This window comes from Phycicoccus avicenniae (genome assembly GCF_018139485.1).
Taxonomy (GTDB): Bacteria; Actinomycetota; Actinomycetes; order Actinomycetales; family Dermatophilaceae; genus Phycicoccus; species Phycicoccus avicenniae.
This window is the reverse complement of the sequence record NZ_JAGSNF010000009.1, coordinates 29,197-52,231: the sequence shown is the minus strand read 5'-3', so window position 1 is coordinate 52,231 and position 23,035 is coordinate 29,197. Positions and strand designations below refer to the sequence as shown.

26 protein-coding genes are annotated in these 23,035 nt (G+C 69.9%); 17 read left to right on the top strand and 9 right to left on the bottom strand.

The features are described from left to right. Positions 1 to 6: 6 nt before the first annotated feature. Positions 7 to 1,797 carry an AMP-dependent synthetase/ligase gene (locus KC207_RS07565; protein WP_249138622.1) on the bottom strand — a complete coding sequence of 597 codons (1,791 nt, stop codon included), beginning with the start codon at positions 1,795 to 1,797 and terminating at the stop codon, positions 7 to 9. Between the two features lie 73 nt (positions 1,798 to 1,870). Between KC207_RS07565 and KC207_RS07560 the strand changes: the two genes are divergently transcribed. From KC207_RS07560 to KC207_RS07545, 4 genes are read left to right on the top strand one after another with little or no spacing between them, the layout of a single operon-like run. Next, positions 1,871 to 2,314 carry an SRPBCC family protein gene (locus tag KC207_RS07560; RefSeq protein WP_211602404.1) on the top strand — a complete coding sequence of 148 codons (444 nt, stop codon included), beginning with the start codon at positions 1,871 to 1,873 and terminating at the stop codon, positions 2,312 to 2,314. 8 nt (positions 2,315 to 2,322) lie between these two features. Next, positions 2,323 to 2,778, top strand: a complete 456-nt coding sequence (locus KC207_RS07555) for a hypothetical protein (protein ID WP_211602403.1) — start codon at positions 2,323 to 2,325, stop codon at positions 2,776 to 2,778. Continuing rightward, positions 2,771 to 3,844, top strand: a complete 1,074-nt coding sequence (locus KC207_RS07550; protein WP_249138621.1) for an ROK family glucokinase — start codon at positions 2,771 to 2,773, stop codon at positions 3,842 to 3,844. The genes KC207_RS07555 and KC207_RS07550 overlap by 8 nt, the downstream gene beginning before the upstream one ends. Positions 3,845 to 3,887: 43 nt before the next feature. Beyond that, on the top strand, positions 3,888 to 4,610 hold the full coding sequence (locus KC207_RS07545; protein ID WP_211602402.1) for an endonuclease/exonuclease/phosphatase family protein: 723 nt from the start codon (positions 3,888 to 3,890) through the stop codon (positions 4,608 to 4,610). A 28-nt stretch (positions 4,611 to 4,638) separates the two neighbouring features. Here KC207_RS07545 and KC207_RS07540 read toward each other — a convergent pair whose 3' ends face one another. Further along, positions 4,639 to 5,409: a hypothetical protein gene (locus KC207_RS07540; protein WP_211602401.1), complete on the bottom strand. Its 771-nt coding sequence runs from the start codon at positions 5,407 to 5,409 to the stop codon at positions 4,639 to 4,641. A gap of 146 nt (positions 5,410 to 5,555) precedes the next feature. Between KC207_RS07540 and KC207_RS07535 the strand changes: the two genes are divergently transcribed. The 7 genes from KC207_RS07535 to KC207_RS07505 all read left to right on the top strand — a co-directional run bounded on the left by KC207_RS07535 (position 5,556) and on the right by KC207_RS07505 (position 13,464). After that, a complete protein-coding gene (locus tag KC207_RS07535) occupies positions 5,556 to 6,410 on the top strand; it encodes a lysophospholipid acyltransferase family protein (RefSeq protein WP_211602542.1) in 855 nt (284 codons plus the stop codon). Between the two features lie 14 nt (positions 6,411 to 6,424). Next, positions 6,425 to 7,606 (top strand): MacS family sensor histidine kinase, encoded by a 1,182-nt coding sequence (gene macS / locus KC207_RS07530; protein ID WP_211602400.1) that lies wholly within the window; start codon positions 6,425 to 6,427, stop codon positions 7,604 to 7,606. Next, positions 7,603 to 8,292 (top strand): response regulator, encoded by a 690-nt coding sequence (locus tag KC207_RS07525; RefSeq protein WP_249138620.1) that lies wholly within the window; start codon positions 7,603 to 7,605, stop codon positions 8,290 to 8,292. Before macS ends, KC207_RS07525 begins: the two co-directional genes overlap by 4 nt. Positions 8,293 to 8,369: 77 nt before the next feature. Beyond that, positions 8,370 to 9,722 carry a class II 3-deoxy-7-phosphoheptulonate synthase gene (locus KC207_RS07520; protein ID WP_211602398.1) on the top strand — a complete coding sequence of 451 codons (1,353 nt, stop codon included), beginning with the start codon at positions 8,370 to 8,372 and terminating at the stop codon, positions 9,720 to 9,722. 3 nt (positions 9,723 to 9,725) lie between these two features. Beyond that, complete coding sequence (locus KC207_RS07515) at positions 9,726 to 10,772, top strand: threonine aldolase family protein (protein ID WP_211602397.1); 1,047 nt, start codon at positions 9,726 to 9,728, stop codon at positions 10,770 to 10,772. A 290-nt stretch (positions 10,773 to 11,062) separates the two neighbouring features. Next, the gene (locus KC207_RS07510; protein WP_211602541.1) at positions 11,063 to 12,439 is read left to right on the top strand and encodes an ATP-dependent nuclease; all 1,377 of its coding nucleotides are present in this window, start codon (positions 11,063 to 11,065) and stop codon (positions 12,437 to 12,439) included. A gap of 164 nt (positions 12,440 to 12,603) precedes the next feature. Next, positions 12,604 to 13,464 (top strand): trypsin-like peptidase domain-containing protein, encoded by an 861-nt coding sequence (locus KC207_RS07505; RefSeq protein ID WP_211602396.1) that lies wholly within the window; start codon positions 12,604 to 12,606, stop codon positions 13,462 to 13,464. Positions 13,465 to 13,624: 160 nt separating this feature from the next. Here the strand turns inward: KC207_RS07505 and KC207_RS07500 are convergent, their stop codons facing one another. Together KC207_RS07500 and KC207_RS07495 are read right to left on the bottom strand one after the other, a co-directional pair. Continuing rightward, the gene (locus KC207_RS07500; RefSeq protein ID WP_211602395.1) at positions 13,625 to 13,828 is read right to left on the bottom strand and encodes a hypothetical protein; all 204 of its coding nucleotides are present in this window, start codon (positions 13,826 to 13,828) and stop codon (positions 13,625 to 13,627) included. Between the two features lie 231 nt (positions 13,829 to 14,059). After that, positions 14,060 to 14,680 carry an MBL fold metallo-hydrolase gene (locus KC207_RS07495; protein ID WP_211602394.1) on the bottom strand — a complete coding sequence of 207 codons (621 nt, stop codon included), beginning with the start codon at positions 14,678 to 14,680 and terminating at the stop codon, positions 14,060 to 14,062. A gap of 326 nt (positions 14,681 to 15,006) precedes the next feature. On the opposite strand from KC207_RS07495, the gene KC207_RS07490 reads away from it, so the two are divergent. From KC207_RS07490 to KC207_RS07475, 5 genes are all read left to right on the top strand, one after another. Next, positions 15,007 to 16,266, top strand: a complete 1,260-nt coding sequence (locus tag KC207_RS07490) for an IS256 family transposase (protein ID WP_211602393.1) — start codon at positions 15,007 to 15,009, stop codon at positions 16,264 to 16,266. 667 nt (positions 16,267 to 16,933) lie between these two features. Beyond that, a complete protein-coding gene (locus KC207_RS07485; protein ID WP_211602392.1) occupies positions 16,934 to 17,761 on the top strand; it encodes a GIY-YIG nuclease family protein in 828 nt (275 codons plus the stop codon). A gap of 608 nt (positions 17,762 to 18,369) precedes the next feature. After that, a complete protein-coding gene (locus tag KC207_RS07480; RefSeq protein ID WP_211602391.1) occupies positions 18,370 to 18,573 on the top strand; it encodes a hypothetical protein in 204 nt (67 codons plus the stop codon). After that, the gene (locus KC207_RS17020; RefSeq protein ID WP_282958958.1) at positions 18,570 to 18,692 is read left to right on the top strand and encodes a hypothetical protein; all 123 of its coding nucleotides are present in this window, start codon (positions 18,570 to 18,572) and stop codon (positions 18,690 to 18,692) included. Before KC207_RS07480 ends, KC207_RS17020 begins: the two co-directional genes overlap by 4 nt. Beyond that, the gene (locus KC207_RS07475) at positions 18,676 to 18,921 is read left to right on the top strand and encodes a YlcI/YnfO family protein (RefSeq protein WP_211602390.1); all 246 of its coding nucleotides are present in this window, start codon (positions 18,676 to 18,678) and stop codon (positions 18,919 to 18,921) included. Before KC207_RS17020 ends, KC207_RS07475 begins: the two co-directional genes overlap by 17 nt. 421 nt (positions 18,922 to 19,342) lie before the next feature. On the opposite strand, the gene KC207_RS07470 is transcribed toward KC207_RS07475, so the two are convergent. The 5 genes from KC207_RS07470 to KC207_RS07450 all read right to left on the bottom strand — a co-directional run bounded on the left by KC207_RS07470 (position 19,343) and on the right by KC207_RS07450 (position 22,341). After that, positions 19,343 to 20,026 (bottom strand): DUF6308 family protein, encoded by a 684-nt coding sequence (locus KC207_RS07470; protein ID WP_211602389.1) that lies wholly within the window; start codon positions 20,024 to 20,026, stop codon positions 19,343 to 19,345. 145 nt (positions 20,027 to 20,171) lie between these two features. Continuing rightward, complete coding sequence (locus KC207_RS07465) at positions 20,172 to 20,753, bottom strand: hypothetical protein (protein WP_211602388.1); 582 nt, start codon at positions 20,751 to 20,753, stop codon at positions 20,172 to 20,174. 180 nt (positions 20,754 to 20,933) lie between these two features. Next, a complete protein-coding gene (locus KC207_RS07460; protein ID WP_211602387.1) occupies positions 20,934 to 21,329 on the bottom strand; it encodes a type II toxin-antitoxin system VapC family toxin in 396 nt (131 codons plus the stop codon). Continuing rightward, positions 21,316 to 21,546 carry a FitA-like ribbon-helix-helix domain-containing protein gene (locus tag KC207_RS07455; RefSeq protein ID WP_211602386.1) on the bottom strand — a complete coding sequence of 77 codons (231 nt, stop codon included), beginning with the start codon at positions 21,544 to 21,546 and terminating at the stop codon, positions 21,316 to 21,318. Before KC207_RS07455 ends, KC207_RS07460 begins: the two co-directional genes overlap by 14 nt. Positions 21,547 to 22,008: 462 nt before the next feature. Next, complete coding sequence (locus KC207_RS07450; protein ID WP_211602385.1) at positions 22,009 to 22,341, bottom strand: ribonuclease E inhibitor RraB; 333 nt, start codon at positions 22,339 to 22,341, stop codon at positions 22,009 to 22,011. 258 nt (positions 22,342 to 22,599) lie between these two features. Here KC207_RS07450 and KC207_RS07445 point away from each other — a divergent pair, with 258 nt between their 5' ends. Beyond that, positions 22,600 to 23,031 (top strand): hypothetical protein, encoded by a 432-nt coding sequence (locus KC207_RS07445; RefSeq protein ID WP_211602384.1) that lies wholly within the window; start codon positions 22,600 to 22,602, stop codon positions 23,029 to 23,031. Positions 23,032 to 23,035 lie beyond the last annotated feature (4 nt).

The window sequence follows — 23,035 nt, the reverse complement described above, 5'->3', positions numbered from 1 at the left end:
AGCGTGTCAGCCACCGTAGAGCGCGTCGACCTCGTCGCCGAAGTCGCGCATCACGACTCCGCGCTTCAGCTTGAGCGACGGGGTGAGGTGGCCGGACTCCTCGGTGAAGTCGCGGTCGAGGATCGCGAAGGCCCGGATCGACTCGGCCCGGGACACGGCTGTGTTGGCCTCGTCGACGGCATCCTGGATCGCGGCCTTGACCCGCTCGTCGTCCTTGGCCTTGCCGAACGGCACGTCGTCGAGGCCGTGGTTGCCGGCCCACGTCGGGTACATCTCCTCGTCGAGGGTGACGAGCGCGGCGATGAACGGCTTGCCGTCGCCGACGACGATGCACTGGCTGACGAGCGGGTGGCTGCGCAGCCGGTCCTCGAGGACGGCGGGGGCGACGTTCTTCCCGCCGGCCGTCACGAGGATCTCCTTCTTGCGCCCGGTGATCCGCAGGTACCCCGCGTCGTCGAGCTCGCCGAGGTCGCCGGTGTGGAACCACCCGTCCTTGACCGACTCCGACGTCGCGTCCTCGTTGCCGCGGTAGGCCCGGAAGACCCCGATGCCGCGGATGCAGATCTCACCCTCGTCGGTGACCTTGACGTCGGTGCCCGGCAGCGGCGGGCCCACGGTGCCGATCCGCATCCGCTCGGGGACGTTGACGGTCGCGGGCGCGGTCGTCTCGGTGAGGCCGTACCCCTCGAGGATGTTGATGCCGATGCCGCGGTAGAAGTGACCGAGCCGGGTGCCGAGCGGCGCGCCGCCGGAGACCGCGTACTGGACCTGGCCGCCCATCGCGGCGCGCAGCTTGCCGTAGACGAGCTTGTCGAAGACGGCGTGGCGGGCCTTGAGCCCGAACGGGACGGAGCCCTCGTCGAGGGCCTCGGACCAGGCGATGGCGGTCGCGGCGGCACCGGCGAAGATCCGCCCCTTGCCCCCGGCCTCCGCCTTGGCCTCGGCCGAGTTGTAGACCTTCTCGAACACCCGCGGCACGGCGAGGATGAACGTCGGCCGGAACGCCGCGAAGTCGTCGAGCAGGGTCTTGAGGTCGCACGAGTGACCCATCCGCACCCCGGCGGTCACGGCGAGGACCTCGATGAACCGGGCGAAGACATGGGCGAGCGGGAGGAAGAGCAGCGTCGCGGCGCCGTCGACGCGGACGACGTCGTGGATCCGCTCGGCGGTGTTCTCGGCGAGGGTGAGGAAGTTGCCGTGGGTCAGCTCGACGCCCTTGGGCCGGCCGGTCGTGCCCGAGGTGTAGATGACGGTCGCGAGGCTGTCGCGGTCGAGCCCCGCCCGCTGCTGGAGCAGCTCCTCGTCCGCGACGTCGGCGCCGTCCCGGCTCAGCGAGGTGACGTCGCCGTGGTCGAGCACCCACACGTGGTCGAGCGAGCCGACCTTGCCGCGCACCCGCTCGACGGTGGCGAGGTGGGCGTCGGTCTCGACGAGGATGCCGACCGCGCCGGTGTCGGACAGGATCCACTCGACCTGGTCGGCGGAGGAGGTCTCGTAGATCGGCACGGGCACGGCGCCGGCGGCCCACAGGGCGAAGTCCGCGAGCGTCCACTCGTACCGGGTGCGGCTCATGATGGCGACGACGTCCCCGGTGCCGATGCCGGCGGCGACGAACCCCTTGGCGAGGGCGTCGACCTCGGCGGCGAACGTCGACGACGTCACCTCGGTCCACACCCCGTCGCCCTGGACGGAGAAGGCGACCCGGGCGGGATGCTTCGCCGCGAGCGACGCGGGGACGTCGCCGAGCGTGCCCTCGGAGGTCTCCGGGAGGATCAGGGGCGTCGACGTCTCGTGCACCGTGGGGCTCCTTCGTGCGCTGGCGACCGGCTCCCGACACCCTATGCCCCGGCGCCGGGTAGCCTGCCGTGCCATGGCCGATCGCACACAGTCCTCCGTCGACATCGCCGCCGACCCCGGCCAGGTGCTCGACGTCATCGCCGCGTTCGAGGCCTACCCCGAGTGGGCCGACCAGGTGAAGGAGTGCCACGTCCTCAGCGAGGACGGCGACGGCTGGGCCGACCAGGTCGAGTTCGTCCTCGACGCCGGCGCGATCAAGGACCAGTACACGCTCGAGTACGACTGGGCGGTCGGCGAGGACGGCTCCGGCGTCATCTCCTGGCACCTCGTGCGGGCGAACCTCCTCAAGGGTCTGACCGGCAGCTACACCCTCGAGGAGGTCCCCGCCGGCACCCGGGTCACCTACGACCTCGAGGTCGACCTCACGATGCCGATGATCGGGATGCTGAAGCGCAAGGCCGAGAAGCACATCATCACCACGGCTCTCACCGAGCTGAAGAAGCGCGTCGAGGGCTGATCGCGCCGATGACCGCGCAGCGGTGGAGCGACGACCTGGGCAGCGTCGCCGACGAGGCCGGGCGGCTCCTGGAGAGCCTGCGCCGGGCCGGTCAGGACGCCGCCGAGCAGCGGGCCACCGAGCAGCAGGCCGCCGAGACGACGGAGCCGAGCGACGGCCCGTCGACAAGCGCGCCCGACGTCGACGCGGACACCTCGCCCCGCCCGATCGGGCGGTCCTCCGACACCGGCGGCTCGGACGGCGGCACGGGCGAGGCGCCGTTCTCGTGCGACGACCCCGTCTGCCAGTGGTGCCCGGTCTGCCGAGCCTCGGCGTTCGTGCGCCGGCTCAGCCCCGAGACCCTGTCCGGGCTCTCCGAGCTCGCCGGCTTCGCGGCGACCGTCCTCGGCGACCTCGCGTCGGCGCGCGAGCGTGAGCGCGACCGGACCCGGCGCGACCCCGAGGACGAGGCCTTCCGTGAGTGAGCCGGCTCCCACGGCGCCTCCCCCCACCGCGCTGGGGCCGCTCGCCGTCGGGGTCGACATCGGGGGGACGAAGGTCGCCGCCGGCGTCGTCGACGCCCGTGGTCGGGTGCTGCGGCGCACCCGCCGGGACACCCCGCACCGGTCGAAGAGCCCGCGGCACGTCGAGGACACGATCGTCGCCGTCGTCGAGGACCTCGTCGCGCACGGCGACGACGTCGTCGCCGTCGGGATCGGGGCCGCCGGGTTCGTCGCCGCGGACCGCTCGACCGTCGTCTTCGCCCCGCACCTGTCGTGGCGGCAGGAGCCGCTGCGGGAGTCGCTGGGGCGTCGCCTCGCGCTGCCGGTCTTCGTCGACAACGACGCGAACGCCGCGGCCTGGGCGGAGCACCGGTTCGGCGCCGGCCGCGGCGAGAGCCACCTCGTCATGGTCAACCTCGGGACCGGCATCGGCGGCGGCATCGTCCTCGACGGCCGGGTGGTGCGTGGTCGCTTCGGCATCGCGGGCGAGTTCGGGCACATGCGGGTCGTGCCGGACGGGCTGCGCTGCGAGTGCGGCAACCGCGGCTGCTGGGAGCAGTACGCGTCCGGCAACGCCCTCGTGCGCGAGGCACGGGCGCTCATGTCGGCGAACAGCCCGGTCGCCACGGACCTCTTCGCCCGCGTCGGCGGCCGCCCGGAGGACCTCACCGGACCGCTCGTCACCGAGGCGGCCCGGGAGGGGGACGCCCTGGCCCGTGAGCTGCTCGGCGAGATCGGCCGCTGGCTCGGCGTCGGCATCGCCGACCTCGCCGCGGCCCTGGACCCGGGCACGTTCGTCATCGGCGGGGGAGTGAGCGCCGCGGGCGACCTCCTCCTGGGCCCGGCGCGGCAGGCCTTCGCGGGGCAGCTCACGGGGCGCGGCTACCGCCCCTCGGCGAAGATCGTGCAGGCCGAGCTCGGCAACGAGGCCGGGCTCGTCGGTGCGGCCGACCTCGCGCGGGTCGGGGCGGCCGGGATGGCGTGGGCCGACGCGGGCGACACCGCGATGCCGAGCGGTGGCGCCGCGGTGCCGGCCGACGGGACGTGACGGGCCGCGTCGAGCGGCGACGAGGAAAGGTGTGGACGCAGGGATGAGCGCTGTGCAGGGCAGCGACCGACTGAGAGTGGCGACGTACAACACGAGGGACCTCCTCGACGACCGGCGCGCGGCCGTCGCCGTCGTCCGGGCGCTCGAGGCCGACGTGCTGTGCCTCCAGGAGGTGCCCCGGCGGCTGTTCGGGCCGACCCGGCTGCGCCGGTTCGCGCAGGCGTGCGGGATGCGATGGACCGGGCGGCACACCGGCAGCGGCGGGACGACGGTGCTGCTCTCCCCACGGGTCGAGCTCGTCGCCGCGTCGCACCACCGGCTCCCGGTGCGTTGGCCGGACCGCACCCGCGGCTGGGCCCAGGCGCGGGTCCGGCTCCCGGGCGGCGCCGAGCTGACGGCCGTGTCGGTCCACCTCGGGCTACGGGCCGCGGAGCGGACCGCCCACGTGCGGCGGGTCCTCGAGCGGCTGGGCCCCGGTCCCACCGTCGTCGCCGGCGACCTCAACGAGGGCCCGGACGGGGACGCCTACCGGCTGCTCACCTCGCGGCTCGCCCCCGTCGGCCCGAACCGGCCGACGTACCCGGCGCGGGCTCCCCGGCGCCGCCTCGACGTGATCCTCGCCGCCGGTGACGTGCGCTTCGTCGGCGCGCCGCCGGTCGAGGTGCCGGACGCGCTGTGGGCCCGGGCGAGCGACCACCGGGCGGCGTGGGCCGACATCGCGATCGGTGGCGGCGGTGCGACGGTCGGGCCCGGGGGCCGGTCCTAGACCCTGGGGTCGGGCCCGAGGGGCGGTCCTAGACCCTGGCCCCGTCGTCGTCCTGGTCCCGGTCGCGCGGCTGGCGCAGGACGAGCAGGGCGAACCCGACGAGCGAGAGCACGAGCGCGACGGTGAACCACCGGGTGCTGTTCTCGGGACGGGCCATCGCGACCCACAGGAGCATGAGCGGGCCCGCCACGAGACCGACGACGGCACCCCAGAAGTGCAGGTCCTCCTGCGGCGGCAGCTGCACCGCGGGCGGGTCGTAGTGCTCCTCCTCGCGCTCGGCGTGGGCGCGGGCGGCCTCGGACGTGTCGGGCGTGCGCCAGCCGGGGGAGTCGCCCGTCCGCCACGACGACGAGCCGAACATGCTCTCGACGGGGGAGGGGTTGACCGGGTCGACCCACGGCCGGGGGTCGCGCTCGCCCGGGTCGGCCGGTGCGGCATCGTGCGTATCGTCCGGACCGGCCGCGGTCCCGTGCGTGCCGACCCCGTGCGTGTCGGCCTCGTCGGGGCGGTCCCCGGGGGCGTGGTCCCGCCCAGGACCCTCGTCGCCGGTCGACCGCTCGTCGTCGGGGTCGAACGACCCGGAGGCGCCGCCGCCGGTGTCGGCCGTCGCGTCGTCGTCGCCGGCGTCCCGGTCGCCCGGGTGCTCGGGCGGGGCGAGGGCGTCGGGCCGGTCCTCGCCGCTCGTCGTCACGTCGTCGTGCTCGCGCAGGTCGGGACCGGTGACCTCGAAGGCGGCCACGATCGAGGCGAAGCGCGCGTCGACGTCGTGCTCGTCCATCTCCTCGGGGCGGTCGCTCACGGGAGCCCTCCTCGTCACAGCGGGTGTCCCACGATCTTCGCACGGCGCCCCGACGCCGACCGACCGTCCCGGCTGTACCGCCGCCCCCTCGTGAGGTGGGTCACGTGCACTAGGCTTCCCGTGACACGCGCAGAAGGGTGGTCCGGTTGTTCTACTGGGTGCTGAAGACGGTCGTCCTCGGGCCGGTCCTCCGCCTCCTCTTCCGGCCGTGGGTCGAGGGCGAGGAGCACATCCCCGAGACCGGTCCGGCGATCTTCGCGAGCAACCACCTGTCGTTCTCGGACTCGATCTTCCTGCCGCTGCTCGTGCCGCGCCGGATGACCTTCCTCGCGAAGTCCGACTACTTCACCGGTGTCGGCCTCAAGGGGCGGATGACCGCGGCCTTCTTCAAGGGCGTCGGCCAGCTGCCCATCGACCGCTCCGGCGGGCGGGCCAGCGAGGCCGCCCTGCGCTCCGGCCTCAAGGTGCTGAACCGGGGTGACCTGCTCGGTCTCTACCCCGAGGGCACCCGCAGCCCCGACGGCCGGCTCTACAAGGGGCGGACGGGCATCGCGCGGATGGCGCTCGAGGCCGGTGTGCCCGTCATCCCCGTCGCGATGATCGACACCGACAAGGCGCAGCCGACGGGGACCCGCGTCCCCAAGCTCGTGCGGGTCGGGGTGCGGATCGGCGAGCCGCTCGACTTCTCCCGGTACGAGGGGATGGAGGGCGACCGTTTCGTCCTGCGCTCGGTGACCGACGAGATCATGTACGCGCTCATGGAGCTCTCCGGCCAGGAGTACGTCGACATGTACGCGACGGCGATGAAGGAGCGGATCGCCCGCGAGCGCCGGCAGCGGGCCCGCGAGGCCGCCGAGGCGGCGCTCCCCGGCCGCGGCAAGAGCGAGCTCGAGGAGGCCCTGGACCACGGGGGACTCGGGGATGGCGCCCACGAGCGGCCCGGCACCACGCCGGACCCGGACGCCGGTGACGGCCCCGGGTCGCAGCGACGCGCCAGCTGACCGGGCGGACGCACGTGGGGGTCCTCCGGCCGCGCTCGCGCCGGACCGGGAGACGTGAGCCGGTCGTCGTCGAGGCGTTCCACCGCGGCCTCGACGTCTTCCGGCCCATCGCCACCGGCTACGCGGCCCTCCTCGCGTGGCAACGCGCCGACGACATGGCCCGGCCGCTCGTCGCCGTCGCCGTGCTCGTGGTGCTCGGCGCCTGGTCGGTGGCGATGCTGCGCTACCGGCGACGCACGCGCCGGGTCGTCGTCGCCGAGATGGTGCTCGCCGTCGCCGGCATCCTGCTCACCCCGCTCGCCGACGGAGCCGGACCGGTCGGCCAGGACCAGTTCACCCTGCCGACGGTGTGGGCCGCCGGAGCCGTCGTCGGCGCCGCCGTCGTCGCGGGCGCCCGGGGCGGGCTGGTCGCCGCCGGGGTCGTCGCGGTCGCCGACCTCGTCGAGGTCGCCGGGGCGCCGACGACCTCGACCCTCCACAACATCGTCATCCTCGTCCTGCTCGGCGGGCTCGTCGGCCTGGCGGTCGACCTCGCCCGGCGCGGGCTGGCCCGGGAGGAACAGGTGCTCCTGGAGCGGGAGCGGCTGCGGGAGCGGGAGCGCATCGCCCGGGTCGTCCACGACGGGGTGCTGCAGTCGCTCGCCTGGATCCACCGGCGCGGCAGCGACCTCGGCGGGGAGGCGGCCGAGCTCGGGGCGCTCGCGGCCGACCAGGAGCGGGCGCTGCGGCGCTTCGTCTCCGGTGCCGGTGCCCCCGGGGACGAGCCCGCCGACCTCCACGGCGCCGAGGGCGGCGAGGTCGACCTGCGGGTCGCGGTCACCGCTCACGAGCGCCCGGACGTCACCGTCTCGGTCCCGGCCGACCCCCTCCTCGTCCACCGGCTCGTCGCCTCCGAGGTCGACGCCGCCCTCGCCGCGGTCCTCGACAACGTCGACCGGCACGCGGGGGACGGCGCCCGGGCCTGGGTGCTGCTCGAGGGCGACGTCGCAGGCATCGAGCTCACCGTGCGCGACGACGGCGTCGGCGCCGACCTGGCCGCGCTGCACGCGGCGCGGGACCGCGGCCGAATGGGGGTCAGCGGGTCGATCCGCGGTCGGGTCGAGGACCTCGGCGGATCGGCCACGTGGACGACCCGACCCGGGGGAGGATGCACCGTGCACCTCGTCGTCCCCCGCCGACCCCCGGAGCAGCCGTGACCGACCCCACCGACGCCGCGGAGGCCGCGACCCCGCGGGTGCTCGTCGCCGACGACCACCCGCTGTGGCTGTCCGCGCTCGAGCGCGACCTCTCGGCCCGCGGCGTCGACGTCGTCGGGACGGCCGCCGACGGGCCCGCCGCCGTCCGCCGCACCCGGGCGACGACCCCGGACGTCCTCGTCCTCGACCTCAACCTGCCGGGGATGCGCGGTGACGAGGTGTGCCGCGCCCTCGGGGACCTGCCGACCCGGGTGCTCATCCTCTCCGCGAGCGGGGAGCAGCAGGACGTCCTCGCCGCCATCAAGGCCGGCGCCACCGGCTACCTCGTGAAGTCCGCCTCCCCGCAGGAGATCGTGGACGCGGTGCACGCGACCGCCCGCGGCGAGGCCGTCTTCACGCCGGGGCTCGCCGGCCTCGTCCTCGGTGAGTTCCGGCGGCTGCGGACCGACCCCGCCGAGGAGGCCGCTGCCGACCCCGCCCGGCCGATCCCGCAGCTGACCCCGCGGGAGACCGAGGTGCTCCGGCTGGTCGCCACCGGCCTCGGCAGCAAGGACATCGCGGCGCAGCTGCACCTGTCGCACCGCACCGTGCAGAACCACGTCCAGAACACCCTCGGCAAGCTGCACCTGCACAACCGGGTCGAGCTCGTCCGGTTCGCCCTCGCGCACGGCCTCGAGGACGACTGACCCGGGGACCACGCGGCCGCCTTCCGCGATGTGGGCCGCTGCCTCGGCACATCCGCCCCCGCCTATCCTTGACGCTCGTGAGCACGTCCACCGCCTCCGACCCCCTCCAGGCGCTCGCCGCCGGTGCCGACCTCCCGGCTGCCCAGCAGCCGGTCTGGCCCGACCGCGACGCGCTCGAGTCGGCCGTGGGGACGCTCGCCAGCTATCCGCCGCTCGTCTTCGCGGGGGAGTGCGACGTCCTGCGCGACCGGATGGCCGCGGTCTCCCGCGGTGAGGCGTTCGTGCTCCAGGGCGGCGACTGCGCCGAGACGTTCGACTCCGCGACGGCCGACAACATCCGCGACCGGGTGAAGACGATCCTCCAGATGGCGGCCGTCCTCACGTACGGCGCGTCGATGCCGGTCGTCAAGGTCGGCCGGATGGCGGGGCAGTACGCCAAGCCGCGCTCGAGCGACGAGGAGACCCGCGAGGGCGTCACCCTCCCCGCGTACCGCGGCGACATGGTCAACGCCTACGAGTTCGACGAGGCCTCGCGCACCCCGGACCCGGCGCGGCTCGTGCGGGCGTACCACGCGAGCAGCGCGACGCTGAACCTCGTGCGGGCCTTCACGACCGGTGGGTTCGCCGACCTCCGGCACGTCCACGACTGGAACAAGGGCTTCGTCGGCAACGCGGCCTTCGCCCGCTACGAGCGGCTCGCGAAGGACATCGACAAGGCGATGCGCTTCATGAACGCGTGCGGCGCCGACTTCGAGGCGATGAAGGCGACGGAGTTCTTCTCCGCGCACGAGGCGCTGCTCCTGGACTACGAGCGCCCGCTGACCCGCGTCGACTCCCGCACCGGGCACCTCTACGACACCTCCGGCCACTTCGTGTGGGTGGGGGAGCGCACCCGCGACCTCGACGGCGCCCACCTCGACTTCGTCTCGAAGGTGCACAACCCCGTCGGGGTCAAGGTGTCGGCGAACGCCGAGATCGACGACCTGCTGCGGATCATCGACCTCGTCGACCCCGACCGCACGCCCGGCCGGCTCACCTTCATCACCCGGATGGGTGCGGGCCGGATCCGCGAGGCGCTCCCCGCGATCGTCGAGAAGGTCACGGCGTCCGGGGCGCCCGTCACGTGGGTGTGCGACCCGATGCACGGCAACACGTTCTCGTCGTCGTCGGGCTTCAAGACCCGCGACTTCGAGGACGTCGTCGACGAGGTCCGCGGCTTCTTCGAGGTCCACCAGGGCCTCGGGACGCATCCGGGCGGCATCCACGTCGAGCTCACCGGCAACGACGTCACCGAGTGCATCGGCGGGTCGGAGAAGATCCTCGACGCCGACCTCGGCACCCGGTACGAGTCGGTGTGCGACCCGCGTCTGAACCACCAGCAGAGCCTCGAGCTGGCGTTCCTCGTCGCCGAGATGCTCGCGCAGGACTGACGGGTGGCCTCGTACGTCGCGGACCTGCTGTCCGACACCCTGACCCGTCCGACCGACGGGATGCGGGAGGCGATGGCCCGCGCCGACGTCGGCGACGACGTCTTCGGCGAGGACCCTACCGTCCGGGCGCTCGAGGAGCGGGTCGCCGGGATGCTCGGGCACGAGGCGGCGCTGTTCACCCCGACGGGGTCGATGGCCAACCAGCTCGGCCTGCGGCTGCACGTGCCGCCGGGCCAGGAGCTCGTGTCGGACCGGCTGGCGCACGTCGTGCGGGCCGAGCTCGGCGCGGCCGCGGTCTTCTCCGGCATCACGAGCCGGACGTGGTCGGCGCCGCGCGGACTGCTCGACCCGGCGGAGGCGATGTCGCTCGTCACGACCGGCGTCGGGCCGTACCAGGTCGAGACGGCGCTGCTCGTCGTCGAGAACACGCACAACTTCGGCGGTGGCACCGTCCAGCCGCTGCCGGCGATCCGTGAGGTCCGGGCCGCGACCCGGGAGGTCGGGGTCGCGATGCACCTCGACGGTGCCCGGCTGTGGAACGCGCACGTCGCGTCCGGGGTCTCGCTCGAGAACTACGGCCGGGAGTTCGACACCGTGTCGGTCTGCCTGTCGAAGGGGCTCGGCGCGCCCGTCGGGTCCGTGCTCGTCGGGTCGGCGGAGCGGATGGCCGAGGCCCGCATCTGGCGCAAGCGGTACGGGGGCGGGATGCGCCAGGTCGGCGTGCTCGCCGCGGCCGGGACCTATGCCCTGGACCACCACGTCGAGCGGCTCGCCGAGGACCACGCCCGGGCCAAGCGGTTCGCGGAGGCCTGCGCCGAGGTGGCGCCCGCGGTCGTCGACACCACGACGGTCGAGACGAACATCGTCGTCCTCGACGTCGGGGCTGTCGGGCTGTCGTCCGCCGCGTTCGTCGAGGGCCTGGCCGCCCATAGGGTCCGCGCCTACGCCGTCGGCCCGGCCGCGGTCCGGCTCGTGTGGCACCTCGACGTCGACGACGCCGGCACCGACGCCGCCGTCACCGCCGCCCGCGAGGTCCTCACTGCCCGCTGACGGGGCTGGACACGAACCTGCGTCACTCCGCCCAGATAGGGCTATCCCTCGAGCTGCTGCACAGCGCCCAGACTGACGCGGAGACGCGCCCCATCAACAGCGGTCGACGGGAGCCGTTCCCTCTGGTAGTTCCGGCCACGAATCCGCGACGGCACAGTAACGTGCGCAAGTCGGCGCATCTCGGCAGGAAGGCACGGTGGCAAGTGGGGCACGGCGACGACTTGCGTAGGCTGGCCAAGAAGTGGCACCAGTAGAACAGGTACTCGAATTTCGGGCCGGCCCTTCGATCGATGGAGGTACAGGGGTTCCGCGCGGTCGACTCGCTCCGTCTTGACTTCAACTCGCCGATCACAGCGTTCTCCGGGCTCAATGGGACCGGCAAGAGCACGCTGGCCCAGTTGTCAGCGTGTGCCTACCGCAAGCCAACTACCGCAGCCGTGCGCCGCTACTACGTGAAGGACTTCTTCCCCGTCAGCGCCGCTGATCCGGGCCCGTTCACAACAGACGCGAAGATCGCCTGTGCCTACGAGGTGCAAGGCGCGGCGTTGGAGCCACAGAAAGTGACCGTCATCCGAGCGAGCAAGGAATGGAGCGGATACAAGCGACAACCGGAGCGCGCTTGCTATGCGTTGGGCTTCACCCAATTCATCCCCCAGGTCGAGCGCCGGGACTTCTCCATCTACGGCGGCCACCTCATCACCCTGGGTGCAGCGCGTGATCTCGACGAGCCAGTGTCTGAGATCATTGTGGGCATCCTTAGCCTGCCCTACGAGAAGTTGGGGTTCATAGAGGTCACCCATTCTGCTCGGACGGCCGAGCTCGCGACAGCTACCCGAAGCGGGCGAAGTTACTCGGAGAACCACATGGGCTTCGGAGAAGGCCGCGTCGTGTACATCGTGACTGCGATGGAGACCGCGCCAGCTCAGAGCCTGTTCATCCTTGAAGAGCCCGAGACGTCCCTTCACGGTGACGCTCAGGAAAGGCTTGGCCGATACCTTGTGGACGTCGCCGCGCGACGGGGTCATCAGATTCTGATGACGACCCATAGCGCGGCCATTCTCGGCCAGCTCTCAACGGATTCGATCGCATATCTGCGCCGACGCCCGGTTGACGGCCAAGTCGAGGTCACACCAGGGCTCGCCACCTACCAGGTAGATGCATACCTGCGAGGTGACCGGGCCCCGGGCAGCCGGGCGCTCTGCACCGAGGATTCCTTTGCGAGGCAGTTCGTCACCGCAATCATGCGGAAGTGCGACCGCGACATGATCGCTGGCATCAGGTTTGTAGAGGCGGGTGGTCATGATCAGGTTCGCCAGTCCGTCCGTATCCTTCAAGAAGGCGGTCTAAAGGCGGTCGGGATCACGGACGGCGACTGCAACGACATCGGACAACACGGTGTTCAATCGTTGCCCGGCGGACAGCCGCCCGAGAAGGTCGTGTTCAACGACGACGCGGTGCTGAGGCACTTCGCGAACAAACACTCCCTCGACGTTCGTGCGCATCTCGCAGGGGTCGGCGACCACCATAAGTACGCGGAGACCTTGGCACGACGTCTCGGGCTCGACGCGGCTGTCGTTGCGACTTTCGCGTGGGACGCTTACGTGACGGCGCGTCCGGCGAGTGACTTTGATTCCCTCTTGCATTTCATCCGGTCCGAACTTGCGTAACGCTCTCACGACCGTGAACATCGCCGAGTCGGTGCGCTCGACGGTCGATTCCTGGCCCAGAGGCCAACTGCGAAAGTGATGTGGCATCCGTTCCATCGCGTCAAGAGCCGTAGTCTCGGGCGCATGCGCTGAGTGGTCAGCGTCTAACGCAGGAGGACGTTCTGGTGCAGGTCGACACGATCCTTGAGCGGATGCTCTTCACTACGGTCCGGATCACCACCACCACGCCGACCGGCGGCGGTGGGTTGGGCACCGGCTTCGTCTTCACGGCTCCGATGCCGGCGTTGGGTGGCGGCAAGGGTGGCGGCAAGGGTGGCGTCGCAATGGTCTTGGTGACGAACAAGCACGTCGTCCACGGACAGGCGCGGGCGGTACTCCACTTCATCGCGGCGGACGAGACCACAGCCTCACCGAACCTCGGGGCGGAGATATCTGTCGGTGTCGATCCGGCCTCGTTCGTTGGCCATCCGGACCCGAACATCGACGTGGCGATCCTGCCCCTGGGCGGTCTCATCGACCAACTCCGAGCCGCTGGCCGAACCCCGTTCTTCACGCACGTCGACGCGGCCTCGGCGGCAACGCCCGAGGTACTCGCGGAGTACGAACCGATCGAACCAATCACCTTCATCGGGTATCCCAACGGCCTCTACGACTCCGGGTCGCTGCTACCGATCGCCCGACGGGGACATAGTGCCACCGCGCTGAACGTCGACTACGAGGGCAAGCCGATCTTCCTAGTCGACGCGTCCGTGTTCCCCGGTTCAAGCGGGAGCCCTGTCTTCCTGTTTGTCCCGGCCTCGACCGCCGACAAGTTCGGCAACATCACCCTTGGTGGAGGGGCAAAGGTGGTCTTCCTCGGCGTCGTCGCGGCGGTCTACCAGCGCGCTGTCCCGGTGCTGCAGACCCCAACCGCCGGCGACCAGTTCGTGCACGACGCTCTCGACATCGGCATCGTTTATAAGGCCTCGACCGTCGTCGAGCTTGTCAACCAAGTCATTACGCAACAGGGCGAGGGCTCAGCGTAGTAGGTCGCGCCGCACGTCCTAGGAGGCGCTGGAGCGGCTGAGGCCGAGGCTCGCTCTATGGGCAACTTCCGCTCATAAGGCAGGCACGCGTGCGTCATACCGCCACCAAGAGGACGGGCTGGGCTGGGTGACAGCCGTTGCTTTCGGGTTGTACCCCTAGTTACTTGTCGCCCGCGTAGATGTCGTTCTCGCTCACCTCCTCGATCTCGTCATTGTCAAACTTGACAGTGAAGGTGTCCGACGACAGGAAGTGGCTCTCTACTCCAACAACGGTCCCCTCTGTCCCCTTGGGTACGGTTGTCGACCATCCGCCGCCGAGACCCTTGATAGCAAAGACTCGATCGCCCTTCTTGAAGTCCGTCACTGCTTCCCCTTTCGAAATCGCTCACTGCCAGGTCTGTATGACAGTACAGCGGGAACTGCGTGATGGACCGAAGGGGTGAATCGCCGCCAGCCGCGCGCCCTCGTGGTCGCGCAGCCGGGCTGTTGGCGGAGTCACATGCCCTCACGCTGATGGCTTACGGGCGTCTCCGGCGACGTGATCACTCGCCGGCCCGTGACGCGGGGCAGCGAATTTCGCTGGTGGAGCCGCCGTCTAGGTCGGTGGCCTCCAGGGCAGGTGCTCGTGCGAGAGCCACACCTCGTCGGGAAGCAGCGTTCTGATGAGTTTCTGACCCGGCGTCTTGGGTTCGTCGAGCTCCCCCAACCACACAACAGTGTCGCCGGCGACGATGAGGCGCTGTTCGCCGCTGTCGACGACGACGATCTGCGATCCACCGGTGTGTCCCGGTGCGGGCAAGAGCCTGATGCCGGGCACGATCTCGGTCTCGCCGTCGACCGCCGTGTAGCGGACGCCCGGTGCCTCCACCCACTCGTGCAGCGTGTAGTCCTCGAGTGACAGCGCATCGTCGAGCTCTCGGCGCTGGACGTAGATCGGGCGCGACGCGAACAGGTGGTTCCCACCGCAGTGGTCGGCGTGCAGATGGGTGTTGACCACGATGTCGATGCTGGTCAGGTCGACCTCTTCGGTCCACGCGCGCAGCCGTGGGTCCATGTCTGACAGGGTCGGATTCAGGTCCCTCATGCCGGTGTCCACCAGGATGCGAGTGTCCTTGTGGTCGATCAGGTGCACATAGACGGGCATGCGCCCGCCGCTCCCCGCCTCGATTCCGAAGTCGGCCGTCAGCACTGGCGTCACAATGGTCCGCTCGGTCATCCGCCCTCTCTCCTCGTCTCGTCCCTTGTCGGTGCGCGCAGAAGTGGCGCGGACGTCGTTGCCTTGTACGTCGACTATGACCTCCGCCGAGATGAAAATTCATCGGTCCGCGACGCACTCCTTAATCAGGGAGCCGTCCTGGTGGGTGGCCTCGGCCGAACGCAGCCCTGCACTCCACCTGGTCCTTTGACTCGGCATGGCGGTCAGTTGAGTCCGCCAAGGTGGTGTACGAGCAGCCGGTGATCGTGTCGCTGCCGATGTGAGCGGCGGTCACCGGGTGATTCTTCGAGAGATCTTCCACAACCCACTCGAAGAGGAGCACCACGATGACCGCCGCCCCCAGTATCGACCCTGCCCGGTTCCTGCGTGAGGAGCTGTCCCAGGCCAGCCCGGACCTGATGCGTGACCTGCTGACCACGTTCGTCAACGCCCTGCTGTCGGCGCAGGCCGACGCCGTGTGCGGCGCCGAGTACGGCACCCGCGACCCCGAGCGGGTCAACCGCCGCAACGGCTACCGCCACCGCGACCTCGACACCCGGGTCGGGACCCTGGACGTCGCGGTCCCCAAGCTGCGTGAAGGGTCGCTGTTCCCGGAGTGGCTGATGGAACGCCGCCGGCGCGCGGAGGCCGCGCTGACCACCGTGGTCGCGACCTGCTACCTCCTCGGGGTCAGCACGCGCCGGATGGACAAGCTGGTGCGCACGCTCGGGATCACCGGCTTGTCGAAGTCCCAGGTCTCCGAGATGGCCCGGGACCTGGATGAGCAGGTCGCCGCGTTCCGCACCCGACCCCTCGACCAAGGCCCGTACACGTTCCTCGCCGCGGACGCACTGGTGATGAAGGTCCGCGAGAACGGCCGGGTCGTCAAGGTGGCGGTCATGGTCGCCACCGGCGTCAACGCCGAGGGGTACCGAGAGATCCTCGGCGTGCACACCGCCACCTCCGAGACCCACGCCGGGTGGCTGAGCTTCTTCCGGGACATGGTCGCCCGCGGCCTCACCAGCGCGGGCCCCGTCGGCCTGGTCACCTCCGACGCGCACGCCGGGCTCGTCGACGCCGTCGGCGCGACCCTGCCCGGCACCTCATGGCAGCGGTGCCGCACTCACTTCGCGGCCAACCTCATGTCAGCCACCCCGAAGTCGTCGTGGCTGTGGGTCAAGGCGCTGCTGCACTCGGTGTACGACCAGCCCGACGCCGCCTCGGTCCACGCCCAGTTCGACCGGATCGTCGAGTCCCTCACCGAGAAGCTGCCCGCTGTCGCCGCGTACCTCGAAGACGCCCGCGAGGAGATCCTCGCGTTCACCATCTTCCCGAAGGCGTGCTGGCGACAGGTCTGGTCCAACAACCCCAACGAGCGACTGAACCGCGAGATCCGCCGCCGCACCGACGTCGTGGGAATCTTCCCCAACCGCGACGCCGTCATCCGCCTCGTCGGCGCCGTCCTGGCCGAGCAGCACGACGAGTGGGTCGAGCGACGCCGCTACCTCGGCCTCGAGCTGCTCAAACAGTGCCGCGCCGCCTTGGCCGCGGCCATCAGCGACGACATGGAGGACCCCCTGGCCATCACCGGCGCCATCACCGCCTAACCCCCCAACGAGGAATCACCCTCCTACACCACTCCAGCGGGCTTGACCTGGCGGTCATCAGGCGTCTGCTATGCCGTCGTGAACGACTAGGGCAGCCGAAGCCCACCGCCGCCGCGACGACGGTTTGCTGCTTCGCACCAGACGCACGCGAGAGGACGCAGTCACACGTGCCCTCATGCCGGTATGAGGAACGCCTCGGTTATCGAGTCGACACCGCCCGTAGAGAGCACCCGTCAGTGCGCTGCTCGGCTCTTGTCCCACGGCGGCGTCTGAGTCCCTGACTTGGATGTGAGATACCAGCATTGGCAATGGCTGCAGAGGTAGGCACCGGTGGGAACCTTGACGTTCTGTCCTTGACGTTTGCGGACTAGCGCGCGCATCGCGCGGAGCGCCATCCATTGAGTCCGGTACGGAACCTTCGAGCACGGCATGTCGGTGTTCCTCGACTCGTCGCACTCGGCCGGCTCATTTTCGCCCCCGTGCGCGGTTGGCGCCTCATAGCGCTCGGCCACCAAGGAGCCTGAAGGCTCCACCTATGCCAACGGTAGGGCATGACTCCTGTGGATCCTTGGGATCGGCGTGCGAGCGCTGCGCCGACCTGCGTCCTTTCGCCGCGAGTTGGGCGGCGTGCCCACCCGCTGTGTGGTCTCACGGCTAGTGTCCGCGCATGGAGAGCATCCCGCTGACGAGTCTGCTTCCGCAGGGCTTCGACCCGGTGCGATTCAAGGTTCACTTCGCCGTTTGGAACCAGGTGAAGCAACCCATTGACGTCTTGGCATCGAGTCATGATGAGTGGCAGGGGTGGAACTCCTGGCGGAGCGCGAACGACGACTTCAACCGCGACTTCATCTTCTCGATGGCACAAGACAAGAACGACCCGACGCTGTGGCTCTTCGGCGGGGTCTGGGAGGTCCTCGAGCGAGGACCAGAAAAGCATGCCCACTCCTACACGGTCGCCCTCCGCGAAGACCTGCTTGGCCCGTTCATACGCCGGCTGTGGATCCGTCACCGTAGGTCCGGACGAAACATCCGCCAGAAGATGGAGGCAGCCCTGCCGATGATGACGGTCTCATCGATCCTCGCCGAGCCCTTCGCCGGCGACCCGTTCCCAGGACACGACCGTATCAACCACAGCCTCTCCGACCTCCAGGCAGTTGTGAGCCAAGCCCGCGCCGACTGGCGGATAGCACTGGAGAGCATGAAGGGCGTCTACGTCATTCATGACCGTCAGACAGGGCAGCGGTACGTCGGCTCCGCGTATGGCGACACCGGCGTCTGGCAGCGATGGTCCACGTACGCGGCGACCCTGCACGGGGGCAACGTCGGCCTGAAGGCTCTGCTGGCTGAGAAGGGCGAGGAGAGCTACCGCACCGACATGCAGTTCGCCCTTCTGGAGTACTGGTCGATGCGCGCGGACGATGCCCACATCCTCGAGCGCGAGTCGTACTGGAAGGACGTCCTGCACGCTCGATCCCTTGGCTACAACGAGAACTAGCTACGCACTTGACCATTCGGGCGAGTGCCTGCGTAGCGCTTTGACCCCGATTACCCCGCTGCATACCGCCGCGTGGCGACCGCGCTGTCCGCGTTAATGTCAGTGTGTTGGGCCGGATCAGCCGCTGGGTGGGTAGGTTCCTTGCGTGCGTGCTAGCGCTGTTGTCGTCGGTGGGCTTCTTGCCGTCGTGGCCCTGTTCGTCAGCGCAGCCCTGCTGTGGGCTGAGCCGATCGAGTTCGGGTGGTTTGCTTACGCTGATTCTGCCTCTGACGTCTCGCCGCGCCTGTTTGTGATGACGGCTCGCCGAGAGTTCGCCTTCGTTCTGGTTGGGGTCGGGCTGCTCGTACTGGGCACGTTGATCGGAATCACGGTCGGTCGGCGGAGCAGGTCCCGAGGCGCCCACTGACGAACTTATGGCGCTGGGAGCGGATAGTTCCTACCTGCGACCAACCGCTGCGCAACGGTACGTTCGTGCGCTTGGCCCGGGTCTAGCGTCGTGGGCGTCCTGGCGCGGCGTGCACTTCCTGACGGCCTACGTCGCCGGTGTCTAGGCGGACTCGCGATCGGACTCTGTAGTACATCGTCCTACGGTGGCGTACGCTGTTTACGTGGGCGAGGAGATCCAGTGGGACCCCGAGGCCATCGCCTACATCCGCGCCCGCGGTGAGCGCTACCCCGCCGCAGAGGGCATCGAACCGGAATGGACCCAGGAGGTCATGGCAGATGTCGACCTTCTCGCGCTTGAGCCCGACCCGAAGTCTCGGCTGGGTGCTTCGCGGTTCATCGGCCGCTCCCCATCGGCGGGCGGGTGATCGTCGTGGTCGCCTACCGCGACCTCGACGGTGACCTGCACGGCGTCAACGCCTGGCCGGCCACCGGCGCCGACCTGAAGATGTACAAGCAAGGAGACGACGATGGCGAAGACGACTGACCCTGCACTGGTCGAGCAGCTCCGCCGCGAGTCCGAGCAGACCAAGGAAGATGCCTACCCCTCTGGAACCACTGGTCGCCGGCCGAACCGCCAGAAGGTGTACTCGGTACGGCTCAGCGCCGAGGAAGAAGCCGAGGTCCAGCGCGTCGCCGCCGCCAAGCACCTCCCCGCCTCAACCCTCGTCCGCTCCTGGATCCTCGAACGACTCGACCGCGAGCGCTCCGCCTGACATAGCCCTTTCCGCCGCGAGTCGACGAAGCCTGACGTCTAGTGTTGTTGGGGCCCAGGGGAGTCACCAGCGCAGGGCGAGGTAGGCCGCGCGCGGCGGTTGGCTCTAGAGCACCTCCACCGATTCAGCGACGACGACGACCGAGCCGTCGCTTCGCCTGCAGAGGTATCCGCAGACCTGCAATCGATCTCCTTCGTGAACCTCAGGGGAGACCTCAAATACGCCCGGGAAGATGGCCACCGCCGTCTTTCGGTTTGTCTCCTGCGCAACCAACTTTGCCCAAGGACGCCCTCGTGACGTGCGTCGCAACTCCACGTGTAGCGCCGTGAGAACGTCGCAAACCGGTGTCCCGCGCAGAGCCTCGCGGAGGCGCTCGATGTCGGTGGGTCGTCGTGCGGCGCCGGCCGGGCCCTCCGGCTGGTCACGCATCGCCCAGTCCCGGGCCGGCGGCCTTATACGCCCTGCCGGTCCCCTCCATCCACGTCAGCACATCGAGGACCCGCAGAGGGCTCACTGCATTGCTGAGGCCAGCTGCCTCTCGCACACGGACGAGTCGCATGTGCAGCTTGCGATCCTCGGCAGTGAGGGCAGCATGAAGCGGTTGCCACAAGATGCCGGACCCATTCAGCGCGTACTCATTGACAACCGAGTCGAAGATGGGGAACAGCCTCGGTCGCTTGCGCGCCAAAAGCTTGCTGGCGGTCGTCGGCCCTACCCCCGACCAGTCCCTCAGTCGAGAGTTGACTCTCCATGCAGCGCCGAAGGCGACTTCGTCGACGGACTTCTCGTCCACGAAGTCGCGATCGGGGCCGAGTTCCTCCAGGAGGGTCTCGAGTTCTGCCCGCCGCGGGCCGAGGATCTCGAGAGCAGCGCGCGGTGGCACCGAAACGGACAGAAGCGTGACCGCCACCAAGTCGTCACTTGTAAAGGTGTTTGCGTTTGCGGCCCGGCTCCCGCTCGGGTCGAAGGTGTCGAATCGACTGCCGGTCAAGCCACTGTCACCTTCCAGGGACGCGTAGTAACAGTGCAGGATCGCGACCGCGGCGGCGTCGTCATCGCCGCCCAAGCATTCAGGAGTGCGGAAGCCATCCGTGGCTGTGCTCATGACCGCGAAGGTTGCCACAGGGGTCAGACACCAGCACCGTGAATACCCTCAGGGGCAGCCCCGAGATGGAGTACCTGTCCCTAACCGCCGCCTACCGTCCGCAGAGACCGCACCAGACGGGCACTGAGGCCACCGGCCGAGATCGTCACCCCTTCGGATGCTGAGCGCGGACTGTGCCAAGTAGCCGACCGGCGCCGTCATACAGCGCCAGTTCAAACGAACCGCGCCTGCCACCCAGTACGGCCAACCGGCCGTGCCACGGCACGGGGATGCGCCGGCCGTCTACGACTATGGACACCACATCGGCGTTGACACGGATATCGACGTAGCTGATCCAGCGACTGCGCCGTGGCCACTGGCCCGACCCAGGAACGCTGACCCCACCTCCACCACCGATCACAAACACCCGAGGATCGACGCCTTGCTTCGTGGCTCTCAGGTCCACTGGACCTGCCGGCAGATGTCCGGGGCGGGGCCCGAGCAGATTCTCGTCCTCAGATGCACCGCCCCCGCCGACCATCTGCCACAGCCCTTGTCGCTGGACCAGGATGTGGGTCTCTGACCACAGACACCCCACGCCCCGGCGGGCGAAGGTGGTGACCGCGACGTCATCGGCGATGTCGACGGACATCGCGGCGAACCGGCGCCGGCGACTGAGCCGCAACACAGGCTGGAGCTCTCGTGACTCGATCAGCCGGACACTCTCTGCCAGCGCGTCATACGCCATCTCGCCATCCTAGGAAGGCCGAGCGTGGGTCGGTCAGGGTCTGTCCTCGACGCACCTACCTTGCCCCTCTTCGCCGCGCGCGGGGACGGACGTCTTGCCCACATCGATCAGTCCGGCAAGTCTCGACGGCCCCCGCCCTTCTCGATCTCGTCATACGTCGGCTGCTCGAGATCAACCGCGTCAGGTTCTGAGCAGTTCGATGGTGCAGGTGGGGCCCGCCGCGCGGGCGATCCGGCGGTCGCCGGTGAGCAGTGTCGCGGCCAAGGCCTCCGCCAAGGCGACGTAGGCGGCGTCGTAGGTGGTCAGGTTGTCCCGCAGCTCCCAGCAGCGGTTCAACAGTGGAAGGTGGGCGGCGCGACGCAACGGGATGGCCGCGAGGTCAGCCAACGCCTGGCCGGCCCGGCGGTCGTCCAGCAACCCGGCACGGTTCTGGCGGCGCAGCACCGCGGCAACCTCCAGGTCCACCAGCTCCGGCGCGGCCAAGATCTGCCCACGCAGGCGGGAGCGGGCAGTGTCCCCGTTGAGGCCGTCGTCGGCCATGGCCACGGCCAGGACGCTGGCGTCAACGACCAGCACGATCCCCCTGCACCGTCCTGACTGCGTCGGCCAGCGTGACGGACCCCCCGGACCGTCCGCCGGCCCGGTCCAGGACCTCCTCGAGCGTGGGCTGGCTGGCTTCGGCGATCAGCCGGGAGCGTAGGTATTCCTGCAGCGACTGGTGCGCGGCCGCGGCTCGTTGCCGCAGCACCGCGTGGGTGGCGTCCGGCACGTCCTTGATCTGCACACTGGGCATGGCGCCATTATGGCGCTACCAGCGCCGATCACCAAGCAGACGCCGTACTGTCCGGCCGCCCATGGCCCGTGCGCCACGTCGCCGCACGATGGGCCGTGACCCTGCGCCAGCCACAGCCATCATGTCCGGTACCGACTCCTGGTCCCTTGTCGCAGTCTCAAGAGCCGGGCCGGATCAGCCGGGCGTCACGCCGCCGCGTGACGTGCGTCGGCTTCGATCACGCCAGAGGACGATGCCAGCGGCGACCGTGAGGGCAAGCCCCGGCAGGAGCACGAGGTAGCCCGGTCCAGGCAACGGAACAAGCACTCCGCCGATCACCATCAGCACCACACCCAAGAGCAGGACCATTCTCATCGCGCCGACATTCTCCCGCGGGGATGACGGGCCATCTCGTCGATCTCCAGGAGAGCCAAGTACTGCGGCATGTCGCCACACGCCACCGTCCCTGTCTCGGCGGATGGGTCAGGCACTGGCTTCCCATCCGTCATACTCGCCGCCGGGCCACTGCTGAGCGACGCTCTCGAAGAACGCCCGCGCCTCACGGACGGCCTGCGGGGTGGTGACCGCGTCATGCCGCTCGGCGACGACGACCCATTCGGGCCCACCAGTCGCGGACTCGGCAACGTTCTGCAGGTCCCAGCCCGTAGCCTGCACCGCATCCGCTGCTCCACGGGCGCTGGGTTCGTCGGCGACGTACAGGTAGTGCACCCAGTGCCGCGGGGCCGACAGATCGCTCATCTGTGCCAGCTGCGCGAGTAGCTGGTCATCACCCGCGTGACCGGTGTCGAAGGGCACTGGTCTCGTGCGCCGGAAGAGCCCCATGGCGACATGGTGTCAGTCGCCCGGCCTCGGAGGAGGGGCAACGGCACATCGTCCTGACGGGCTCAGCGACGAGTGCGTCAGAACCTGCCACCATGCGCCCTGGGGGACTGATGCAGGGTCGGTCGTCGAACCGCTGCGGGGGAGTCGGCTCGGGCTCATACTGATCCCGTGGCACGACACGGTCGGCCCGGGGGGATCGTCCGGGAGCATCTGAAGTTGTGGTTCCTGCTCTTGACCCTCGTCGTCCTGGCATTCGGCACGGGGTGGGGGGTCACGCAGGCGAACGATCGAGACGAGCTGTATCTCGCCGCGGGTGCCTGCATCGTCTCCCTCGGGCTCCTGGCTCTCATCACGCCCGGAGCGCTCGCCACGTATGGGATCGGCCGTCACCCCGGCCCGCGGGCGACGGCCGTTGCGTTGCTCGTGATGGCCGTCGGGTTCTTCCTCGTTTTCTTCGGCCGGGACGCCATCGACACCGCTCGGTCGTCGCGTGCGTTCGCCGCGCCGTGGGTGTGCCTCGGGGGCAGCATCCTCATGGTCGTCGTGGCCGCGGTGATGATCGTCAACCGACCGGAGACCCCGTTCGAACGGGAGGAACGGGAGGCGGCCTACGCACGGCGCCGGGCCGCGGAGCTCGCCGACCGTGAGAAGGGTGACGGCTGACCGT